The organism is Exilispira thermophila, from assembly GCF_055389015.1.
Genome location: NZ_AP042476.1, coordinates 2,745,316 through 2,766,416 on the forward strand (window position 1 = coordinate 2,745,316; position 21,101 = coordinate 2,766,416).

The 21,101-nt window shown below is 27.5% G+C and carries 21 protein-coding genes and 2 tRNA genes; 22 read left to right on the forward strand and 1 reads right to left on the reverse strand.

The features are described from left to right. Window positions 1-293: 293 nt before the first annotated feature. Window positions 294-1,961: a formate--tetrahydrofolate ligase gene (locus tag ACZ5EC_RS11660; protein WP_464302654.1), complete on the reverse strand. Its 1,668-nt coding sequence runs from the start codon at window positions 1,959-1,961 to the stop codon at window positions 294-296. 329 nt (window positions 1,962-2,290) lie between these two features. Here ACZ5EC_RS11660 and ACZ5EC_RS11665 point away from each other — a divergent pair, with 329 nt between their 5' ends. The 22 genes from ACZ5EC_RS11665 to rpsG all read left to right on the forward strand — a co-directional run bounded on the left by ACZ5EC_RS11665 (window position 2,291) and on the right by rpsG (window position 21,097). Beyond that, window positions 2,291-3,211 (forward strand): ABC transporter ATP-binding protein, encoded by a 921-nt coding sequence (locus ACZ5EC_RS11665; protein WP_464302655.1) that lies wholly within the window; start codon window positions 2,291-2,293, stop codon window positions 3,209-3,211. A 2-nt stretch (window positions 3,212-3,213) separates the two neighbouring features. After that, complete coding sequence (locus ACZ5EC_RS11670; protein WP_464302656.1) at window positions 3,214-3,924, forward strand: ABC transporter permease; 711 nt, start codon at window positions 3,214-3,216, stop codon at window positions 3,922-3,924. A gap of 75 nt (window positions 3,925-3,999) precedes the next feature. Further along, window positions 4,000-5,664, forward strand: coding sequence for a DUF7088 domain-containing protein (locus ACZ5EC_RS11675; protein WP_464302657.1), 1,665 nt, complete (start codon window positions 4,000-4,002; stop codon window positions 5,662-5,664). 24 nt (window positions 5,665-5,688) lie between these two features. After that, window positions 5,689-6,693, forward strand: a complete 1,005-nt coding sequence (locus tag ACZ5EC_RS11680) for a DUF4340 domain-containing protein (RefSeq protein WP_464302658.1) — start codon at window positions 5,689-5,691, stop codon at window positions 6,691-6,693. A gap of 64 nt (window positions 6,694-6,757) precedes the next feature. Continuing rightward, a complete protein-coding gene (rpsT, locus tag ACZ5EC_RS11685) occupies window positions 6,758-7,030 on the forward strand; it encodes a 30S ribosomal protein S20 (RefSeq protein ID WP_464302659.1) in 273 nt (90 codons plus the stop codon). Next, window positions 7,030-7,326 (forward strand): HU family DNA-binding protein, encoded by a 297-nt coding sequence (locus tag ACZ5EC_RS11690; protein ID WP_464302660.1) that lies wholly within the window; start codon window positions 7,030-7,032, stop codon window positions 7,324-7,326. Before rpsT ends, ACZ5EC_RS11690 begins: the two co-directional genes overlap by 1 nt. Before the next feature lie 28 nt (window positions 7,327-7,354). Continuing rightward, window positions 7,355-8,083, forward strand: a complete 729-nt coding sequence (locus tag ACZ5EC_RS11695) for a response regulator (protein WP_464302661.1) — start codon at window positions 7,355-7,357, stop codon at window positions 8,081-8,083. Further along, the gene (locus ACZ5EC_RS11700) at window positions 8,080-8,301 is read left to right on the forward strand and encodes a tetratricopeptide repeat protein (protein ID WP_464302662.1); all 222 of its coding nucleotides are present in this window, start codon (window positions 8,080-8,082) and stop codon (window positions 8,299-8,301) included. The genes ACZ5EC_RS11695 and ACZ5EC_RS11700 overlap by 4 nt, the downstream gene beginning before the upstream one ends. Before the next feature lie 123 nt (window positions 8,302-8,424). After that, on the forward strand, window positions 8,425-8,778 hold the full coding sequence (locus tag ACZ5EC_RS11705) for a bactofilin family protein (protein WP_464302663.1): 354 nt from the start codon (window positions 8,425-8,427) through the stop codon (window positions 8,776-8,778). A 73-nt stretch (window positions 8,779-8,851) separates the two neighbouring features. After that, a tRNA-Thr gene (locus ACZ5EC_RS11710) sits at window positions 8,852-8,924 on the forward strand. Window positions 8,925-8,982: 58 nt separating this feature from the next. Beyond that, window positions 8,983-9,138 (forward strand): 50S ribosomal protein L33, encoded by a 156-nt coding sequence (rpmG, locus tag ACZ5EC_RS11715; RefSeq protein ID WP_464302664.1) that lies wholly within the window; start codon window positions 8,983-8,985, stop codon window positions 9,136-9,138. Window positions 9,139-9,145: 7 nt separating this feature from the next. Then, a tRNA-Trp gene (locus ACZ5EC_RS11720) sits at window positions 9,146-9,219 on the forward strand. 92 nt (window positions 9,220-9,311) lie between these two features. Further along, entirely contained in the window at window positions 9,312-9,533 is a 222-nt protein-coding gene (secE, locus tag ACZ5EC_RS11725) for a preprotein translocase subunit SecE (RefSeq protein ID WP_464302665.1), read from the forward strand. Beyond that, window positions 9,530-10,096, forward strand: a complete 567-nt coding sequence (nusG, locus tag ACZ5EC_RS11730; RefSeq protein ID WP_464302666.1) for a transcription termination/antitermination protein NusG — start codon at window positions 9,530-9,532, stop codon at window positions 10,094-10,096. The genes secE and nusG overlap by 4 nt, the downstream gene beginning before the upstream one ends. Window positions 10,097-10,137: 41 nt before the next feature. After that, window positions 10,138-10,557, forward strand: a complete 420-nt coding sequence (rplK, locus tag ACZ5EC_RS11735) for a 50S ribosomal protein L11 (protein ID WP_464302667.1) — start codon at window positions 10,138-10,140, stop codon at window positions 10,555-10,557. A gap of 12 nt (window positions 10,558-10,569) precedes the next feature. Then, on the forward strand, window positions 10,570-11,253 hold the full coding sequence (gene rplA, locus ACZ5EC_RS11740) for a 50S ribosomal protein L1 (RefSeq protein WP_464304165.1): 684 nt from the start codon (window positions 10,570-10,572) through the stop codon (window positions 11,251-11,253). 27 nt (window positions 11,254-11,280) lie between these two features. Continuing rightward, a complete protein-coding gene (rplJ, locus tag ACZ5EC_RS11745) occupies window positions 11,281-11,835 on the forward strand; it encodes a 50S ribosomal protein L10 (protein WP_464302668.1) in 555 nt (184 codons plus the stop codon). 20 nt (window positions 11,836-11,855) lie between these two features. After that, the gene (gene rplL / locus ACZ5EC_RS11750) at window positions 11,856-12,245 is read left to right on the forward strand and encodes a 50S ribosomal protein L7/L12 (protein ID WP_464302669.1); all 390 of its coding nucleotides are present in this window, start codon (window positions 11,856-11,858) and stop codon (window positions 12,243-12,245) included. Window positions 12,246-12,338: 93 nt separating this feature from the next. Beyond that, complete coding sequence (rpoB, locus tag ACZ5EC_RS11755) at window positions 12,339-15,836, forward strand: DNA-directed RNA polymerase subunit beta (protein WP_464302670.1); 3,498 nt, start codon at window positions 12,339-12,341, stop codon at window positions 15,834-15,836. A gap of 10 nt (window positions 15,837-15,846) precedes the next feature. Continuing rightward, the gene (gene rpoC, locus ACZ5EC_RS11760; RefSeq protein ID WP_464302671.1) at window positions 15,847-20,043 is read left to right on the forward strand and encodes a DNA-directed RNA polymerase subunit beta'; all 4,197 of its coding nucleotides are present in this window, start codon (window positions 15,847-15,849) and stop codon (window positions 20,041-20,043) included. Window positions 20,044-20,218: 175 nt separating this feature from the next. Beyond that, on the forward strand, window positions 20,219-20,593 hold the full coding sequence (gene rpsL, locus ACZ5EC_RS11765) for a 30S ribosomal protein S12 (RefSeq protein WP_464302672.1): 375 nt from the start codon (window positions 20,219-20,221) through the stop codon (window positions 20,591-20,593). A 33-nt stretch (window positions 20,594-20,626) separates the two neighbouring features. Then, window positions 20,627-21,097, forward strand: coding sequence for a 30S ribosomal protein S7 (rpsG, locus tag ACZ5EC_RS11770; protein ID WP_464302673.1), 471 nt, complete (start codon window positions 20,627-20,629; stop codon window positions 21,095-21,097). The last annotated feature ends 4 nt before the right edge of the window (window positions 21,098-21,101 follow it).

The following is a 21,101-nucleotide window of genomic DNA, read 5'->3' on the forward strand; positions in this document are numbered from 1 at the left end:
CTTAATTATTTTATAATAAATATTATCTAAATGATTTTATATTAAATATTTATATTAAGGGTATTACAAAAGAAATATAAAAAAAAAGAGTTGTACCAAAATTTCTGATACAACTCTTTTAATTTAAAATAAATGAAATTTATATACGATATTTATATTTAATTTAAACTAAATCCAATATTATTATTTAAAAATTAAAATAATAAATAATGCTAATACAAATGAATAATGAAAAAATAAAATATGCATTATTCATTATATTAAATCCAGTAAGTGATATAAATTTGTATATATTAAAACAAACCAGATATAGTACCATTTTCATCAATATCAATACTTTTATAAGCAGGTTGTTTAGGTAAACCAGGCATTCTCATAATATCACCTGTGATAGGTACTAAAAATCCAGCTCCTGAAGAAATTTCTATTTTTCTAACTGTAACAAGAAAATCTTTTGGTCTACCTAAAAGTTTTGGGTTATCTGAAAGTGATTTTTGAGTTTTAGCAATACATACAGGTAAATTTTCCAGGCCTAATTTTTTAATAGTTTTTAAATCTTTTTTTGCCTGTGAAGTAAAATCAATTTTTGCTGCACCATACATTGTATGAGCAACTTGATAAATCTTGTCTTCAATTGGAATATCAAGAGGATAAATAGGTTGGCAGTTGGTACATTCTTGTTCAACAAGGTCTTTAACTTTTTTAGCAAGATCAATAGCGCCTTTTCCTCCTTCAGCCCATGCATTAGAAAATGCCCAGGGAATTTTTTTTCTATCTAAAAGATTAACAAGATGTTCAATTTCAAGGTCTGTATCTTTATGGAATTTATTAATTGCAACAACTGCAGGAACACCAAAAAATCTAATGTTTTCAAAATGTTTTTCAAGATTACTAAATCCTTTTTCTAAAGCTTCAATATCTTCTTGTTCAAGTTCTTTTAATTTTTTTCCACCATGTAATTTAAGTGCTCTAATAGTTGCAACAAGTACTACTGCATTAGGTTTAAATCCAGCTTTTCTTGAAACAATATCAAAGAATTTTTCAGCTCCAAGGTCAAAACCAAAACCTGCTTCTGTAATAGCATAATCGCCTAATTTCATAGCAAGTTTAGTAGCGATTATAGAGTTAGCACCCTGAGCAATATTTGCAAAAGGACCACCATGAATTAAAACAGGATTATTTTCAAGAGTTTGAACTAAATTAGGTTTTAATGCATGTTTTAGTAATGCAGCAGCAGCACCATCAACTTTTAAATCTCTAACAAAAATTGGTTTTTTATTTCTATCAAAACCTACAAAAATATTTCCTATCATTTGTTTTAATTCAGAGTAACTTTCAGCCAAACAAAGTATAGCCATAATTTCTGAAGCAGCAGTAATATCAAATCCAGTTTCTCTTGGGTATCCATTATTTGTTCCTCCAAGTCCAATAACAATATCCCTTAATGATCTATCATTTAAATCAATTACCCTTTTAAAATTGATTTTTCTAGTATCAATATTAATATCGCCATGATGAATTTCATTATCGATTGCAGCAGAAATTAAATTGTGTGCTTTTTCAACAGCAGCAAGATCTCCTGTAAAATGCAAATTAATATCTTCCATAGGAACAACTTGAGAATAACCACCACCTGTTGCACCACCTTTTACACCAAAAACAGGACCTAATGATGGTTCTCTTAATGCTAAAAATGATTTTTCACCTATTTGTCTGAAACCATCATGAAGACCAATAGAAGTAGTTGTTTTCCCTTCACCAGCAGGTGTAGGGGTAATTGCTGAAACTAAAATAAGTTTCCCGTTCTTTTTATCCTTTAAAGAATTATAAAAATCCAAAGATATTTTCCCTTTATATTTTCCATAAGCATCAATATGCTCTTCAGGTATTCCAGCTTTTTTAGCTAATTCAAAAATTTCAATCATTTTAGCTTTTTGAGCAATTTCTAAATCTTTGTTCATAAATAAACCTCCAAACTAATTTATAAATAAAAATATTTGTCATTAACAAAAAGTTAGGTGATATTAGTCAAAAAATCAAGATAATTATTATATTTATCAAAAAATTATTGAAATTAATTTTTTTAGTTATAATTTTTTGGCTGATATTGATTTTAATAAAAATATTAATTTGATTCATTTTTATTAGAAATATTTTATCATGTCGTTTTTTGTTAATTTTTTTTTTTGTTTTTTTGTTGATGATAATAGAAGGGTTTTCATGATTAAAAAAATATTATTGTTTAAAGAGCTAATTAATAAAATTTATTTTAAATAATTTAGGAGGTTCTATGATAAAGGTTGATGGTATTACAAAATACTATAATAATTTCAAAGCTATTGAAAATGTTAGTTTCAATGTTGAAAAAGGTGAAATTGTAGGTTTTTTAGGACCTAATGGAGCTGGTAAAACAACTACAATGAGAGTGCTAACAGGATATTTTTTACCTAATCAGGGTAAAGTCTATATTGATGATATAGATATGGAAGAAGAACCTAAAAAGGCAAAGAAATTAATAGGATATCTTCCAGAAGTTCCGCCTCTATATAATGAAATGACTGTTGAAGATTATTTAGTTCATGTTGCAAAACTAAAAGGGATGAAAATTAAAGATATTCGAGAAAGGTTAGACTATGTTATTTCAAAAACTGGTTTAGAAGAAAAAAGATATAAAAAAATAAAGACACTATCAAAAGGATTAAAACAAAGAGTTGGAATAGCAGGTGCAATTATTCATAAACCAAAAGTATTAATTTTAGATGAACCAACTATTGGTTTAGATCCTTTACAAATAATTGAGATAAGAAATCTAATTAAAGAAATTGCAAAAGATACAACTATAATATTATCTTCACATATTCTTGCTGAAGTGCAGGAAGTTTGTAACCGAATTTTAGTAATTAATAGAGGAAAAATCATAGCAGAAGATAGTAAAGAAAATCTTAAAAATAAATTAATGCAGGGAAAAAGATTTTTAATAAAAATTAAAGAATCAGAAAATGATCTTGAAAACATTTTATCAAACATATCAGGTATTAAAAGTGTAATGAAAGTGGAAGATAATTCATTTACAGTTATTGCAGAGAATGATGAAAAAGTTCAGTCTGAAATATCAAAAGCAATAGTTAACAATAACTATTCATTATTAGAAATAAAAGAAGAAGATATGTCATTGGAAGAAATATTTTCTAAATTGATAAAGGAGGATTAAATATGAGAAATAGCTGGTTAATTGCAAAAAGAGATTTAAATTCAATATTTAAAAATTCAATTGTTGCTTATTTTATATTATTGGTTTTTTATGAAGTTTCATCAGTGTTTTTTTATTCATATCTTACATATACTTCTAGGGCAGATTTAAATGGATATTTTCAAAATATGTATATAATATTAATATTTTTAATTCCAATTATTACTGCAAAATCATTTATAGAAGAAAGAAAAAACAATACTTTTGAATTATTATTGACTTCACCTGTAACACCAACAGAAATATATTTTGGGAAATTTATATCTAATTTTTTATTTTATCTTGTAATGATAATTCCTTCATTTATATATCTTATTTTTCTAATAGTTTGGGGAAAACCAAGTTTTGGTCCAATTTTTACTGCATATATAGGATATTTGTTTATTGGAGCTATCTTTATTGGAGTAGGACTTTTATTTGGAATCATTTTTAATAATCAAGTTGTTGCTGCAATTGTATCGGTTGTTACATTGTTGATTTTATGGATAATTGATTGGTTTTTTTCAACTATTCATTCATTATTCTGGAAAAATATTTTAAAACAGTTGTCATTAATTGAACATTTACAAAATACTTTTACAGGTCTTTTAGATTTTAATGATATTTTGTTTTTTGTTTTATTTCTAACATTTTTAATTTATGCAACAATAAGTTTAATAGATGTAAAGAAATAAAAATATTGTTTAGTAAATTTTATTAATATTAATTAAATTTAATAATATCAATTAAATTAAACAGGAGAGAAAATTATGAAATTAAATAAATTAAGGGAAAATAAAGTATTATCAGAGGTAATATTTTATGTTTCAGTTTTGTTTATAGCAGGTTTTTATCTTGCTTATACATTTTTAAACAGCTGGCTTTATTTAATTGGAGCAATTGTTGGAGTATTAGGTTTAATATTCTATTTTGTATTAAATCCAATTAATTTTAAAGGGATGTTTTCTAATAAAGCAGCAAAAAAAAGTACTTATACTGGTTTAAAAATATTTTTAGTTATAGTTATTCTTAGTTTTACATATATAATTCTTAATGGGAAATTACCTAAAATAGATCTTTCATCTTCAAATATTTACTCTTTGTCTAAAAAATCAAAAGAAATAGTTAAAAAAATTGATTCCCCATTATATATAAAATATTTTGTATCAACTTCAGCTGAAGCAACTCAGGATGTTGAAACAGTTGAAAATTTACTTGATGCTTATCATAAATTAAATAAAAAAATTGATGTTCAATACGTTGATCCTGATATAAATCCATTAGAAGCAAAAAAATATAATATTACTCAAAGAAACACTATAGTTATGCTTTACAAAAATAAAAGGAAAGAACTTTATCCATGGGATTTTTATGAAGTTAAAAGTGCACAGGATCAAAGTACAAGAAGTTTTATAGGAGAAAAAATTATAACTTCAGCAATAGAATATTTATTAACTGAAGAAGGTAAAAAAGTTTATTTTGTTTTAGGTCATAAAGAAAAATATATTAATGACTATCAAAATGAAGGATATTCAAGTATAAAAACAATGCTTGAAAAACAGGGTAGAAAAGCTATAAATATTAATTTGTTAGAAAAAGGGGAAATACCTTCTGATTGTTCTGTTTTGGTAATCCCTGCACCACAAACAAATTATTCAGATAAAGAGATAAAAATAATTAATGATTATATTGCAAAAGGGGGGAAGTTTATTTTAATTACTGATGCAAATCTTAAATCTAATATTTATGATGATATATTAAGTAAATTTAATATTACAAGATTACCTGGAATTGTTGTTGATGATAAAAATTACTATGCATCTTTATCTGTAGCTTCTCCAGTTGTAGATTTAAATTATCATAAAATTACTGAAAAAATTCAGGAAAATAATTTAAGAATATTAACTTTAATCCCGGATCCAATTATAGCAAAATTGATTCCTGATGAAAAAAAAGGGATAAGAATTATATCACTTGCTCAAACAAAAAACACTGCATGGAATGAAATCCTGGATAAAAAAGATGTAAACTCTAACAAAAAAATAGAAATTAAATTTAATAAAGATAAAGGTGAAAAAAAAGGCGTAAAACAAATTGCTTTGCTTATTCAAAAAGATAATAATAAAGAACAATATGAATCAATTGGTGCAGTATTTGCAGATTCAAATATGTTTGAAAATGAAATGCTAAATCTTCCTTTAGGTAATGATAAGTTATTTGAAAATACAATAAATGAATTAATTGGAGATGATATTTTATTAGATATTTCTGGAAAAATTATTAAAGAACATAAAATCACTTTAACAAATAAAGATAAGAAAATATTATCAAATTCTAGTTTTATTATTATCCCAATTGGTTTGATTTTAATTATTTTTGCTATTTCCAGGATCTCATTTAGAAGAAAAAAAGAGGTTGAAGAAGAAAATAGTTAGAAAATCTAAATCAAGGGGATAATTATGCTTAAAAAATTAAGAAAAGATGAAAGAAATTTGCTGATATTAATAGTTCTTGCTTTGATTGTTGTAGGTATTTATTTTTCAATTAATGCATATTCAAATTATAAAAAGAAGAAAGAAGATACAAAAAAAGAAGAGATAAAATATATATTTTCTAATTTTAAGAAAGATAATATTAACTTGATACAGATTAATGGTTTAAAGAATCATTATAAACTGACTTTAAAGAAACAAAATGGGCATTGGAAATTTATTGAACCAAAAGGATTAAGAGCTGATGATAATTCTGTTGAAGCATATCTTACAACTATGAGATATTTAACATGGATTGAAAAAGTTGCTAAAAAAGATATTGATGATTCCCTATTTGGATTTGATAATCCTGAGTTAAGTATTCATTTTGCTGGTAAAGAAGGAGATGCTAATGTTTCATTTGATGTTATAATAGGTGGTAAGTCTCCAATTGGTGATCGTTATTATATAAGAAAAAACAATGAAAAAACAATTTATATAATTGATGGATTAACTCATGATTCTATGGTAGCTAAGATTGATAACATGAGAAGTAAAAAGATATTTACTGAAGTACCAAGACAGGAAATTGGATACATAGAGTTTCACAATTATATTGACAATATCCATAATACCTTTTATTATTTTAATAATAACTGGATCTGGAAATTTAAAAATATTGAAAAAGTATATAAAGCAAATTCTTTACCAGTAAAAACTTTATTAGATAGAATTTCTGAATTTGGTGTAGATAAATTTTTACCAGGTACTCCAAAATATAACAAACCAGATTATAAAATCATTATTAAATCTATGGACGGGAAAAAATATGCCGAGTTTGATTTGATTGAATCAGATGAAAATTTACCTCAGGTAGAGAAAAAATTTACTATAATTAATAAGAAAACAAACGAATCTTATCAAGCAACTTTGAGTAAATTATATACATATTTTACTGAAAAACCTTATAAATTTTTTCAAGAAGCAAAATAGAGAAAAGATTAATTGACATTATGATATATTTTGCTAATTTCAAAAAAAAGTTGGAGGTTATTAGGTGCCAAACAAATTATTTGCTAAAAAAAGAGTTAGACAAGCTGAAAAAAGAAGAGAAAGAAACAGATTTTACAAAAAAAGAGTTAAAACAGCTTATAAAAAAGTTATTAATTTATTAAATGAAAATAAAAAAGAAGAGTTAATTAATGCTTACCATGAATTTCAATCTATTGTTGATAAAGCTGCAAAAAAGGGCGTTTTTCATAAAAATAATGTAGCAAGGAAAAAGAGTAGATTGTATAAAAAGATCCAACCAGTATTAAATGAGGGATAATGAAGAAAATTACTAAACAGAAAATTGTAGATGATATTTATTCAAAATTGGATAATATTAATAGGATAGTTGTAAAGAATGTTGTTGATTCATTTGTAGAACTATTTAAAGAATATTTGGTAAGTGAAGATGAAATTGTAATTGAGTTAAGGAAACTCGGGGTTTTTGAAAAGAAGGAAAGTAAAAGAAAATTTGTTTTTAACCCTAAGACCGGTGAAAAAATTTTACTCAAGAAATTTTATAAGATTAAGTTTAAACCTTCAAAAATTATAAAGGATAGTTTGAAGAGTTATTAAATTGGTGAAAATTTTTATGGGATGAATTATGTATTATAATGTTGGTATTTTAGATGACAATTGGGAAGTTAGTGAACTTTTTAAGATTATACTTGAAAATTTAGAAATATTTAAAGTTGTATCTTTTGATCATGGTAAATCTTTTATGGAATATCTTTATGATGAAAAACCATTGGATATTGCAATTATTGACCTTGATTTACCTGATACTACTGGATATGAAGTTATTAAGTTTTTAAGAGAAAGCAATTATAAATATTTGCCAATTATTGTTATTACAGCTTTCGAAGATTTCAACCACAAAGTTAAAGCTTTGGAGATGGGAGCTGATGATTATATAGTTAAACCAATTAATATTTTTGAAGTTGTATTAAAAATAAATAATTATTTGAAAAAGAAAAAATATATTGAAGAGATTTTGAGAAGGGAATCAATCATTAAAGACAAAGCTGAAGTTGTTTATTTATTAGAGTCTTTTATTAAAGATGTGGTTCTTGAACGAGTAAAAAAAACAAGGGATGAAGTTAAAAAAATAAAAGAGCAAAAGACAAATGAAGAACAGATGTTAAAAAGGATGTTAAAAAAAGTTGATGAAAGTGTAAATGAACTTTATAATGATATAGAGAAACTTTTAGCAATAACAAAAACTAAAAAAGAAACCATTGAACTCAAAAAAGAAAAAATGAAGTCTTTTAAAGAGATAGAAGAATTATTTAATAATGCTTTGAAAAAAAGCAAAGATGGGATTGTGAAATGATTGATGAAAAAAAGAAAAATATGCTTCAATATTATAATAAAGGAATTGAAGCATATTTCGCAAGGGATTTCAAGAATGCTTTAGAGTATTTTAAGAAGGCATTGGAAATAGAACCTAATGATGGACCTTCTCGACTTCATTATTTAAGATGTAAAGAATATATTAAAAATCCACCTTCCAAGGATTGGGATGGTGTATTTACTATGAAAACAAAATAATTATCCCTTGTAAATAAATTTACCATTTTGAATTTTTAACTTTTTTAGTTAGTTAAAAAATGTAAAAAAGAATTATTAGACTTTAAATGTTAAGTAGAGAAAATTTTTATATAGAGGGTACTTATGAATAAAAGACAAAAAGAAAATATTTCTGGTTTTGAAAAGGTTAAAACAGTTTTAGGGGTAGAAACTGAATTAAATGGAGACTTGAAATTTAAAGATTCACTAATGATAAAAGGGAAGTTCAATGGTACAATTAAAACAGAAGGGTACTTGGAGATTGCAGCAAGTGCTAAAGTTATTGGTGAAATCGAGGCTAAATATATTAAGATCAGTGGATATTTAAAAGGTAATATTAATAATTCAGATAGAGTTGAATTGGTAAATAGTGCTGAAATGATAGGAAATATAAAAACTAAAAAACTTAAAATTGATGATGGAGTTTTGTTTCAAGGTAAATGTGAAATGCAAAAATAACTATTAGATTATTAAATATAATGTTGACAAAAAAATAAAAAATGATAAATAAATTTCACCTTCCTTATCAATAGCCCACATAGCTCAGTTGGTAGAGCACTTCCATGGTAAGGAAGGGGTCATCGGTTCAAGTCCGATTGTGGGCTATTTTAATGAACAATGAATTAGATTGTTTTTGTAATAAAAAATATATAAGGAAATAAAATGAGAGAAAAAATTGCTTTACAATGTAGTGAATGTAAAAATAAAAATTATACAACAACTAAAAATAAAAGAAATACTCCAGAAAAAATTAAAATTAAAAAATATTGTAAATTTTGTCAAAAACACACTATTCATAATGAGGTGAAAATAAAATAATTTAAAAAGGCCAGTAGCTCCAATTGGTAGAGCGTCGGTCTCCAAAACCGAATGTTGGGGGTTCGAATCCCTCCTGGCCTGTTTTTTTTTATGTTTGTTTGTTGTGTTTGCTCTTAAAAGTAGATAAGTGAGTTGTTATTTGCAAAATTATTTTTTTATATATGGGGATAAAAATGGCTAAAAATACAAAGAATAAAAAATTAACTAAAAATAGTGGAATAATAGGTTTTTTTAAAAGTTCTTATGAAGAACTTAAAAAAGTTAATTGGCCAACTGGTGAAGAAGTTGGAATGATGACTCAAATTGTTATTTTTTTTATTATAGTTATCGCACTCTTTTTAGGATTTGCAGATATAGCCTCTTTAAAATTTGTTAATTGGATATTTGGATTATGAGACAATATTATGTTTTAAAGGTTGGAACTGGTTTTGAGTACGAGGTGACCAGAACCCTTACTAAAATTATTGAGATAAATAATATCGGTGATTGGGTTTTTAATCCTACTGTACCAGAACAGAAACAGGTTAAAATAGTTAGGGGAAAGAAAAAAGAAGTTAAGAAAAAGTTATATCCAGGTTATGTACTAATTGAAATGGATATTTCTGATGATGCTGAATCTCCTAATTATTGGAAAAAAATTGTTAAAATTGTATTGTCCTGTCCATATGTAGTTAGTTTCGTTGGAGTAAAAAGGATTGAAAAGCCCGTTCCTTTAAAAAGACATGAGGTAAATTCTTATCTTACAAATATTGGTGAGATGAAAGAAACCCAAAAACTAGAATTCGATAATGAATTTTCTAAAGATCAGGAAGTTAAAATTATTGATGGGGCTTTTAAGAATTTTAAAGGTATTATAAAAGAAATTGATGTTGAAAAGGAAAAGGTGATTGTAGATGTTGATATTTTTGGGAGAAAAACTCCTGTAGAACTTTCCTTTTATCAAATTGAGAAGGTTTAATTATAATATAAATTGAAAAAAAAATAGGTAGGGTGAATTATATGGCAAAAGAAGTAAAACAGATTATAAAATTACAAATTAATGGCGGAGAGGCAACTCCTGCACAAGTTGGTACAGATTTAGGTCCTGCAGGTGTTAATCTTCAAAAATTTTGTCAAGCTTTTAATGCTAAATCGCAAAATAGAAAAGGTGAATTAATACCGGTAGTTGTTTATTTATATAAAGACAAATCTTTTGATATTGAATTAAAAACAGCACCTGCTTCTTATTTGATTAAGAAAGCATTGGGTATTGAAAAAGGGTCTGGAGAACCTAATAAGGTAAAAGTTGGAAAAATTAAAAGATCTCAACTTGAAGAGATTGCTAAGAAAAAGATGCAGGATCTCAATACTACCAGTGTAGATGCAGCAATAAATATTATTGCTGGTTCTTGTAGGTCTATGGGTGTAGAAGTTGAATAATAATGGAGGTTGATTGTGAAACATGGTAAAAGATATTTGGATACCTTAAAAGTTATAGAAAAAGAAAAGTTATATTCTATAAATGAAGCAATTGAAAAGATTAAAGAAGCTGCTACAGCAAAGTTTGACGAAACTATTGAAGCTCATTTTGTACTTCACATAGAAAAGAAACATTCAATTAGGGGTACAGTTGTTTTACCTAATTCTTTTGGTAAACCAAAAAAAGTTTTAGTTTTTGCTAAAGGGGATTTAGCAGAGCTTGCTAAAAAATCAGAGGCAGATTATGTGGGTGATGCTGATTTAATTGAAAAAATTAAAGGTGGCTGGATCGATTTTGATGTTTGTATTGCTACACCTGATATGATGAGAGAAGTTGGTAAAATAGCTAAAATTTTAGGACCAAAAGGGTTAATGCCCAGTCCTAAAGTTGGTACTGTTACTAAAGAAATTGATAAAGCAATTGAAGAAGTTAAAAAAGGAAAAATAGAATATAGAGCTGATAAAACAGGTAATGTACATGTTGGTGTAGGTAAAAAATCAATGGAAAATGAAAAGATTTTAGAGAATTTTAAAACAATTTATAAAGAGATTGTAAAAAAAAGGCCAAGTGATTTAAAAGGTGAATATATTAGAAAAATATATTTGACTTCAACAATGGGGCCAAGCGTTAGAATTGACCTTGCAGATTTAAAATAATAATAAAATGCCTAATAGGGGAGACTTATGACTGGGACAATACAAAAGAGAAAAGCAGAAATAAAACCTTATAAAAGAGAAATCTATAATCAAATTAAAGATATTATAGAAAACAATGATTTTATCCTTTTTGCAAATTTTAAAGGATTAACTGTAAAAGATTTCATGAGTTTAAGAGAAGAAGTTAGAACTGGAAAGGGTAATGTAAAAGTTATTAAAAATAAAATAGCAAAAATAGTATTTTCAGAAAACATGAAAGATATTGAAATACCCGATGAAATTTTTATTGACAATACTTTTATAGCATATGGAAAAGAGAATGTCGCTGATGTAGCAAAGGTTTTAAAAAAATACCAAAAAAGTAAATTGATTAATTTAAAAGGTGGTATTTTTGAAAATAAATTTTTAGATAAAACTGAAGTTAATGCTCTTGCAGATTTACCAACAAAAGAACAATTAATTCAAATGTTGGTACAGGTATTAGCTTCTCCTGTTACAAATTTAGTGAGAGATTTAAATCAAATTATTGCACAATTACCACAAGTTATTTCAGCTATTGCTGATAAAAAAGAAAATAAATAAATATTATGGGAGTAAAAAACATGGCAGAAAAAATTACAAAAGAAGCTTTTATTGAAGCTATTAAAGAGATGACTGTATTAGAATTAAATGATTTAGTAAAAGCATTGGAAGAAGAATTTGGTGTTTCTGCATCTGCACCAGTTATGGTCGCAGCAGGAGCAGGAGCTGGTGCTGGCGCTGCTGAAGCAGAAGAAGAAAAAAGTGAATTTGATGTATATGTAAAAAATCCTGGCGAAAAGAAAATTGGCGTTATTAAAGTTGTAAGACAATTAACTTCTGCAGGATTAAAAGAAGCAAAAGCAATGGTTGAAGATGCTTCAAAACCTATTATGACAGGACTTCCTAAAGAAGAAGCTGAAAAAATTAAAAAACAGCTTGAAGAAGCTGGTGCTACAGTTGAACTCAAATAATTTATTTTATATCTTATTATATAAGAATGGGGGTAAAACCCCCATTCTTTTCAAATTTATCCCCAATATTTAAATCAATTTCAGGAGAAATAAATGAAGGTGGTTTTAACACCTATAAAAGGTAACAAATACCGATATTTAATTAATGGAAGAGGCGAGGAAAAAGTAGAGATACCTTACCTCTTAGAATTACAACATGATTCCTATGAATGGTTCTTACAAAAAAATAAAAAAGATAAAGGTCTTCCTGTTGAAAAGCAGGGGTTAGAGTATTTATTGCAATCTATATTTCCAATTGAGTCTTCTAATGGAAATATGGTTGTTGAATATCTGGAATATTATCTTGAGAAACCCCCATATACAGAAAATGAAGCAAAGGAAAAAGGGAAGACTTATTCAATTCCTGTAAAAATTAAAGTTAATCTTATTCTAAAAGATACTGGTGAAGTGAGATCAAAAGATATTTATCTTGGCGATTTTCCTTTAATTACAAAGAATGGTACATTTATAATTAATGGGGCTGAAAGAGTAGTTGTTACTCAAATACATAGATCACCAGGTGTTGTTTTTTCTTATTCAGAAAAAGATAATGAATACAATGCAAGGTTATCCCCGGATAAAGGTTCCTGGCTTGAATTTTTACTTGATGAAAAAAAGAGTATAATGTATGTAAGAATTGATAAAAAAAGAAAAATTTTGCTTACAACATTTTTAAGAGTAATTGGATATGAAACAAATGAACAAATAATTGAAGCATTACATGATGTTGAAGTAAAAAAGATTGGCCCTGATTTAGAAAATCATTACTCTGCTCAAGATGTAATTATTGAAACAGATTTTGGACCTGAAAAAATTATACCTGCTGGTAGAAAAATTTCAATGCCAGATATAGAAAATCTCTTAGAAAATAATATTACTGAACTAAAAGTTATAAATTTTCAAAGTGAAGACAAAATCGCTTCAGATGTTATTATAAATACAATAGATAAAGAAGCATTTGAAAAGGATCCTGATAATCCTTTAAAAACAGAATCAAGTAAAAAAGAAGCAATAAATAAAGTTTACAATGTTATCAGACCAGGGGAACCTGCTTTATTGGAAGCAGCAGAACGTGAACTTAATGACATGTTTTTTAATCCAAAACGATATGATCTTGGTAAAGTTGGAAGATTTAAAATAAATAGAAAATATGGATATAAAGAACCTAAAACTGAATTAAATTTAACTCATGATGATATAATTCAAACTATTATCTTTTTAGATAAAATTTATGAAGGTTATTTTAAACCAGATGATATAGACCATTTGTCAAATAGACGTGTAAGAGCAGTTGGTGAATTGTTCTTAAATCAACTTAAAAGAGGTTTTGCAAGACTTGAAAAAATTGCAAAAGAGAGAATGGTTTCAGCTGTACCTGAAGAAACATATCCAACTGATATAATTACTATTAAACCAATAACTTCTGTTATTAATGAATTTTTTGGTACTTCTCAATTATCTCAGTTTATGGATCAAACAAATCCATTAACTGAATTAACACATAAAAGAAGATTAAATGCCCTAGGTCCTGGGGGTTTATCGAGAGAAAGAGCGGGTTTTGCTGTAAGAGATGTTCACCAATCTCATTATGGAAGAATCTGTCCAATTGAAACACCAGAAGGTCAAAATATTGGTTTAATTGTTTCTCTTACCACTTATGGTAAAGCTAATGAATTTGGATTTCTTGAAACTCCTTATAGAAAAGTTGAAAATGGAAAAATAACTGATAAAATTGAATATTTAACTGCTATTGAAGAGGAAAGATACTACATTGCACAATATTTAGAAGAAGTTGATGATAATGGTGAAATTGTAAATGATTTTGTTAATGTTAGATATCAAGGGGAATATTATAATATAGAAAAAACTAAAGTTGATTATATAGATGTATCTCCTAGACAGGTATTTTCAGTTTCAACTTGTTTAATTCCATTTCTTGAACATAATGATGCTAACAGGGCTTTAATGGGTTCAAACATGCAGCGACAGGCTGTTCCATTATTACATCCTCAGTCTCCATATATTGGGACAGGGATGGAGCAAAAAGTTGCAAGGGATAGTGGAATTTTAGTTTTAGCTAAAAGAGCTGGAACTGTAAAATATGTTTCTAATGATAAAATCATAATAGAACCAGATAATAAAGTGGATGAAGATGATTTAGATTATTATAAATTATATAAATTTCAGAGAACAAACCAGGATACTGTATATAACCAGAAACCTGTTGTTCATGTTGGACAAAAAGTTGAAGAAGGCGAATTACTTGCAAATGGTGCAGCTTCAGATAATGGTGAGTTAGCTCTAGGAAGAAATGTTAAAGTAGCATTTATTCCATGGTATGGATACAATTTTGAAGATGCAATTGTTATATCTGAAAAACTTGTAAAGGAAGATGCACTTACATCATTACATATAAAAGAATATCAGGTTGAAGTTAGAGAAACTAAATTAGGGAAAGAAAGAATTACTAGAGATATCCCAAATGTATCTGAAAAAGAGATAAAAGATCTTGATGAAGAAGGTATAATTAGAATAGGTGCTAGAGTAACATCTAATTCTATTTTAGTTGGTAAAGTTACACCAAAAGGTCATGAAGATCTTACACCAGAATACAAATTGGTTAAATCAATTTTTGGTGAAAAAGCATCAGATGTTAAAGATACATCTTTAAGAGTTCCACATGGGGTAGAAGGTACAGTTATAAGAATAAATAGATTAACTCGTGCTAATGGTGAAGAACTTGAAGCAGGGGTTGAAGAGATTTTTAAAGTTTATATAGCAATGAAAAGAAAGATATCAGTCGGGGATAAATTATCAGGTAGACATGGTAATAAAGGTGTTATTTCTAAAATTTTACCAGAAGAAGATATGCCTTACTTACCTGATGGGACTCCTGTTGATATTGTTTTAAATCCTTTAGGTGTTCCTTCAAGAATGAATTTAGGACAAATTTTAGAAACATCATTGGGTTGGGCATGTGAAGCTCTTGGTAAAAAAATTGCTGTACCAGTATTTGAATCAGCTACAGTAGAAGAGATAGAAGCTTTATTAGAACAAGCTGGACTTCCAAAAGATTCAAAGACTGTATTATATGATGGTAAAACAGGAGAACCTTTTGAGCAAAAAGTTTTTGTTGGTACAATTTACATGTTAAAGTTAACACATATGGTAGATGACAAGGTTCATGCAAGATCAACAGGTAATTATTCTCTTGTTACACAACAACCATTGGGTGGTAAAGCTCAATTTGGTGGTCAAAGACTTGGAGAAATGGAGGTATGGGCTTTAGAAGCTTATGGTGCTGCATATACTTTGCAGGAATTTTTAACCCAAAAATCTGATGATAGAGAGGGAAGAAATAGTCTTTATCATTCTATTATTAAAGGAAAACCAATTCCACCTCCTGGAATACCTGAATCTTTTAATGTTATGATTCAGGAATTAAAAGGTTTATGCCTTGATATTACAATTTATGATGAAAATGGGAAAATTATCCCTCTTTCTGAAAAAGATGATGAAATTAGAAAATATAAACAAGAACAAATGTTTTAAGGGGAAATGAATGATAGAAAAAATAAAAAAATTTTCAAAAATTCAAATAAAATTAGCCTCCCCTGATTTGATTAGATTACAATCATATGGTGAAGTTAAAAAACCAGAAACAATTAATTATAGAACATTAAAACCTGAAAAAGATGGTTTGTTCTGTGAAAGAATTTTTGGTACTACAAGAGATTATGAGTGTGCATGTGGTAAGTTCAAAACTCCAAAATATGAGGGTGTTGTATGTGATAGATGTGGGGTTCAGGTAACAGATAGTAAAGTTAGAAGAGAAAGAACAGGGCATATAGAATTAGCAGCACCTGTAGCACATATCTGGTATTATAAATCTTCACCATCAAAAATAGCAATATTACTTGATATAAAAATTAAAGACTTACATGCAGTTTTATTTCATGAGAAATATATAGTTATTGATCCTGGTGATACTGATCTTAATGAAAAACAAATTCTTTCAGATGCTGAATATAATGAGGCAAGAGAGAAATATGGGATCTCCTTTGAAGCTGGAATGGGAGCAGAGGCAATTGAAAAGCTTTTAAAAGATATAGATTTAGAAGATGAAGCATTTATTTTAAGACAAAAGATGCTTGAAAAGGGTTTAAAAACAGACAAGAAAATACTTAAAAGATTAGAATTAATTGAAGATTTTAGAAAATCTGGAAATAAACCTGAATGGATGATCTTAAGAGTTGTACCAGTTATCCCACCTGATTTAAGACCAATGGTTCAATTGGATGGAGGTAGATTTGCTACATCTGATTTAAACGATCTTTATAGAAGATTGATTCACAGAAACAATAGATTGAAAAAATTATTAAAAATGCGAGCTCCTGATATAATTATTAAAAATGAAAAAAGATTATTACAGGATGCTGTTGATTGTTTATTTGATAATTCTAAAAGAAAAAGAGCTGTAAAAGGACCTTCAAATAGACCATTAAAATCTTTGTCTGAAATATTAAGAGGAAAACAGGGAAGATTTAGACAAAATTTATTAGGAAAAAGAGTTGATTATTCTGGTAGATCAGTAATTGTAGTTGGACCTGAATTAAAAATGCATCAATGCGGATTACCAAGGGTAATGGCTTTAGAATTGTTTAAACCATTTGTAATTCATAAATTAATGACAGAATATAATTTAGGTATTAAAAGAGCTAAAAAAGCTATTGAAGTTGAAGAACCGATTGTTTGGGATATTTTAGAATCAGTAGTTACAAAATATCCTGTTTTATTAAATAGAGCTCCAACATTGCATAGATTAGGATTTCAAGCTTTTGAACCAAGACTAATTGAAGGAAAAGCTATACAATTACCACCATTGGTATGTCACGCATATAATGCAGATTTTGATGGAGACCAAATGGCAATTCATATTCCTTTAGGATATGAAGCACAAATTGAATGTTGGTTACTTATGCTTTCTGCGAAAAATTTACTTGATCCAGCAAATGGAACTCCTATTGCATGGCCTACAAAAGATATGGTTTTAGGTGTTTATTTACTTACAAAAGAAAATCCTAATATTAAGAGGGATAAAATTAAATATTTCAATAACCTTGATGAAATTTATTATGCTTTAGAATTTGAAGATGTTAATATAAGAGAAAAAATAAAATACAAATATAAAAAGAAATGGATAGAAACAACTCCTGGTAGAGTTATTTTTAACTCAATCTTACCTGAAAAGATGGAATTTATAAATTATGAAATGCCAGAGAAAAAATTAAAACTTTTAATTTCTGATGTATTTTCAAAATTTGGTATTTATGAAACTTCAAAAACTCTTGATAAAATAAAAGAATTAGGTTTTAAGTATTCAACAGTATTTGGTTGTACAATTTCTGTTTCAGATATTGTTGTACCTGAAGAAAAACAAAAGATAATTCAGAAAACAGATGAAGAAATTCAAAAATTAAATGAAGCTATGAGAAAAGGTCAAATTACAGATGAAGAAAGGTATAATGAAACAGTAAGAAAATGGAGTGAAACAAAGAGTAAGATAATTAAGAGGTTATCAGTTGCATTAAAAAGAGATCAAAAAGGATTTAACCCATTAAATATTATTGTAGAATCTGGAGCAAGAGGTTCTATTACTCAGATCGCTCAACTTGCTGGGATGAGAGGAAACATGGCTACTCCTTCTGGCAAGATTATTGATATTCCTATTAAATCTAATTTCAAAGAAGGGTTAACAATCTTTGAATATTTTATTTCTACTCATGGAGCAAGAAAAGGGTTAGCTGATACAGCTTTAAAAACAGCAGATGCAGGGTACTTGACAAGAAAATTAGTAGATATTGCTCATGATGTAGTTATAACAGAAGAAGATTGTGGGACTATTAATGGTATATATATAGAACCATTAATAGAAAATGATGAAGTTAAAGAATCTTTATCACAGAGGATAAAAGGTAGGTTTTCTCAAGAAAAAATTTTACATCCAATTACGAATGAAGTAGTTTTAAATGTTAATGATTATATTGATGAAGAAAAAGCAAAAGAAATCGAAAGACTTGGAATTAAAAGAGTAAAAATTAGATCAGTTTTAACATGTGAATCAAAAAATGGTATTTGTAAAAAATGTTATGGAGAAAATCTAGCTACTCATAGAGTTGTAGATATTGGTGAAGCTGTAGGTATTGTTGCAGCACAATCAATTGGACAACCAGGAACACAGTTAACAATGAGAACATTTCATATTGGTGGTATTGCATCGGCAAGTACTGTTGGTGGTAAACTGGTTTATGACAGTGATATATTTATAAGAAAAATTAAAGGTAATGTTGTAAAAAATAGGGATGATAATGATGTTTTCTTGAGAGATGGTTTCATGGTATTGGTACCAGTTTACAAAAATCTTTCAAAAGAGTGTGATGGTGAATTATATGTTAAAGATGGAGATAAAGTAATTACAGATACCATTGTTGGAACAGATAAAAAAGGTAAAGAGATATTAGCTGATAGAATTGGTAATATAGTTAAAATCAAAGATCAAGTATATATCTTAGGTGAAGAAAATATTGTTTATACAAAAGCTGGATCGATTTTATTTGGTAAAGAAGGAGATATTTTTCCTGCAAAAGAGACTTTATTATCTTATGATACTCATAGTGATTTAATTGTAGCTGAAAGTAAAGGTAAGATTAAATTTATTGATTTCTTAATTGATGTGAATGTAAGAAGAGTTGAGGCAAATCAATTAAAAGTTTCTCAGATTATTGGTGAAAAAAATCAACCTAAGATCCAAATAGTAAATAAAGACAATGAAGAAGAAGTTTTACAAACTTATCTTTGTTTACCAAATTCATTAATTGTGGTAGAAGAAGGTGAAGAGGTAGAAGTAGGTGATGTCGTTATAAAGATACCAAAGGGTAAAACAACACAGGTTGATATTGTTTCTGGTTTACCTAAAGTAAATAATTTGTTTGAAGCAAGATCTCCAAAAAATAAAGCAGTTTTAGCCCAGGTTGACGGAAAAGTCATTTTTGGTGAAATGAAAAGAACTAAAAGAACAATTTACATTGAAGATGAATTTGGGAATCGACATGAACATAAAGTTCCAAATCATTTGAATTTAAAAGTTAGAGATGGGGATGATGTTTTTGCAGGACAAGAACTTTCAGATGGGGAAATAGACCCAGAAGATATTTTGAATATAAAAGGTATTTATGAATTTTCTGCTTATCTTTTAAATGAAATTCAGAAAGTTTATAGAGGTCAGGGTGTAAATATTAATGACAAACATATAAGTATTATTGTAAGACAAATGTTGAAAAAAGTTAGAATTGATGATGTTGGTGATACATCATTTGTAGTAAGACAGATAGTAGATAGAGAAGAATTTTATCAAGAAAATGAAAGAATTATAGCAAATGGTGGTGTACCTGCAAAAGCTAGACCTGCATTGCTTGGTATTACTAAAGCTTCTTTAAATATTAGATCATTTATTTCTGCAGCTTCATTTCAGGAAACTACAAGAGTTTTAACTAATGCTGCAATAAAGGGTGAAGCAGATCCATTGAAAGGTTTAAAAGAAAATGTTATTGTAGGTCAGAAAATTCCAGCAGGAACTGGTTTTAAACTTTATGATAGAATTAGTATTTATAAAGAGCAAAAAGGAGATATTGTCCAAGATCAAAGTTTACTTTTTGAAAAAAATGATTATTTTAATACAACAAATCCAAAATTTGGATAAAAGAGTTATTGAATTAATTTAAGAAAAATTAATTTTAAAATATTAATTTTTCTTAAGATTTGAAATTTAGCATTTTAAGTAATTTATTTATTTTTATCTAATTAAATTAATTATTTTTGTTGACTATTAAAAAAAATTTGTTATACATAAATCCCAAATTTAGAGAGGAGTATATATGCCTACTATAAATCAGTTGGTAAGACATGGTAGAAAAAAATTAACTAATAAATCAAAATCTGCAGCTTTAGAGAATTGCCCACAGAAAAGAGGTGTATGTGTTAGAGTTATGACTGTAACTCCAAAGAAACCTAATTCAGCTTTGAGAAAAGTTGCAAGGGTTAGATTAACAAATGGAATAGAGGTTACTGCATATATACCTGGCGAAGGACATAATCTGCAGGAACACTCAGTTGTACTTATTAGGGGTGGAAGAGTAAAGGATTTACCTGGTGTTAGATATCACATTGTTAGAGGTGCTTTAGATACTTTAGGTGTGGAAAATAGAAAATCTTCAAGATCAAAATATGGTGTTAAAAGACCTAAAAAATAATGTATAATTCTAAAAATAGAAGGAGAAATAAAAGTGGGTAGAAAGAAAAAAAGGATAGATAGGGGTTTAAAACCTGACTATAAATATAATTCTATTGATATTACAAAATTTATTAATTATATAATGAAAGAAGGCAAAAAAACTGTTGCTGAAAAAGTTGTTTATAAAGCTTTAGATATTGTTCAAGAAAAAACTAAAGAAAATCCATTAGAGGTATTTGAAAAAGCTTTAGAGAATGTTAAACCAATTGTTGAAGTTAAATCAAGACGAATTGGTGGTGCAACTTATCAGATTCCTGTTGAGGTACCAGATTATAGACAATTTTATCTTGCTTGTAACTGGATTATTGATTTTGCAAATAAAAGAAAAGAAAAAGGGATGCCTTTAAAGTTAGCTAATGAATTGATAGATGCTTATAAGGGTGTTGGTTCAGCGATTAAAAAAAGAGAAGATACACATAAGATGGCTGAAGCAAACAGAGCTTTTGCTCATTTAAGATGGTAAAAGG

Excerpts from the sequence above, each read along its gene's own strand:
- rplL (WP_464302669.1), top strand. The coding sequence starts at position 11,856 with ATGGCAGAAAAAATTACAAAAGAAGCTTTTATTGAAGCTATTAAAGAG.
- ACZ5EC_RS11670 (WP_464302656.1), top strand. The coding sequence starts at position 3,214 with ATGAGAAATAGCTGGTTAATTGCAAAAAGAGATTTAAATTCAATATTT.
- ACZ5EC_RS11690 (WP_464302660.1), top strand. The coding sequence starts at position 7,030 with ATGAAGAAAATTACTAAACAGAAAATTGTAGATGATATTTATTCAAAA.
- rplK (WP_464302667.1), top strand. The coding sequence starts at position 10,138 with ATGGCAAAAGAAGTAAAACAGATTATAAAATTACAAATTAATGGCGGA.
- secE (WP_464302665.1), top strand. The coding sequence starts at position 9,312 with ATGGCTAAAAATACAAAGAATAAAAAATTAACTAAAAATAGTGGAATA.
- ACZ5EC_RS11660 (WP_464302654.1), bottom strand. The coding sequence starts at position 1,961 with ATGAACAAAGATTTAGAAATTGCTCAAAAAGCTAAAATGATTGAAATT.
- ACZ5EC_RS11675 (WP_464302657.1), top strand. The coding sequence starts at position 4,000 with ATGAAATTAAATAAATTAAGGGAAAATAAAGTATTATCAGAGGTAATA.
- ACZ5EC_RS11695 (WP_464302661.1), top strand. The coding sequence starts at position 7,355 with ATGTATTATAATGTTGGTATTTTAGATGACAATTGGGAAGTTAGTGAA.
- rpoB (WP_464302670.1), top strand. The coding sequence starts at position 12,339 with ATGAAGGTGGTTTTAACACCTATAAAAGGTAACAAATACCGATATTTA.
- rplJ (WP_464302668.1), top strand. The coding sequence starts at position 11,281 with ATGACTGGGACAATACAAAAGAGAAAAGCAGAAATAAAACCTTATAAA.
- ACZ5EC_RS11700 (WP_464302662.1), top strand. The coding sequence starts at position 8,080 with ATGATTGATGAAAAAAAGAAAAATATGCTTCAATATTATAATAAAGGA.
- ACZ5EC_RS11665 (WP_464302655.1), top strand. The coding sequence starts at position 2,291 with ATGATAAAGGTTGATGGTATTACAAAATACTATAATAATTTCAAAGCT.
- rpoC (WP_464302671.1), top strand. The coding sequence starts at position 15,847 with ATGATAGAAAAAATAAAAAAATTTTCAAAAATTCAAATAAAATTAGCC.
- rpsL (WP_464302672.1), top strand. The coding sequence starts at position 20,219 with ATGCCTACTATAAATCAGTTGGTAAGACATGGTAGAAAAAAATTAACT.
- ACZ5EC_RS11705 (WP_464302663.1), top strand. The coding sequence starts at position 8,425 with ATGAATAAAAGACAAAAAGAAAATATTTCTGGTTTTGAAAAGGTTAAA.
- rpmG (WP_464302664.1), top strand. The coding sequence starts at position 8,983 with ATGAGAGAAAAAATTGCTTTACAATGTAGTGAATGTAAAAATAAAAAT.
- nusG (WP_464302666.1), top strand. The coding sequence starts at position 9,530 with ATGAGACAATATTATGTTTTAAAGGTTGGAACTGGTTTTGAGTACGAG.
- ACZ5EC_RS11680 (WP_464302658.1), top strand. The coding sequence starts at position 5,689 with ATGCTTAAAAAATTAAGAAAAGATGAAAGAAATTTGCTGATATTAATA.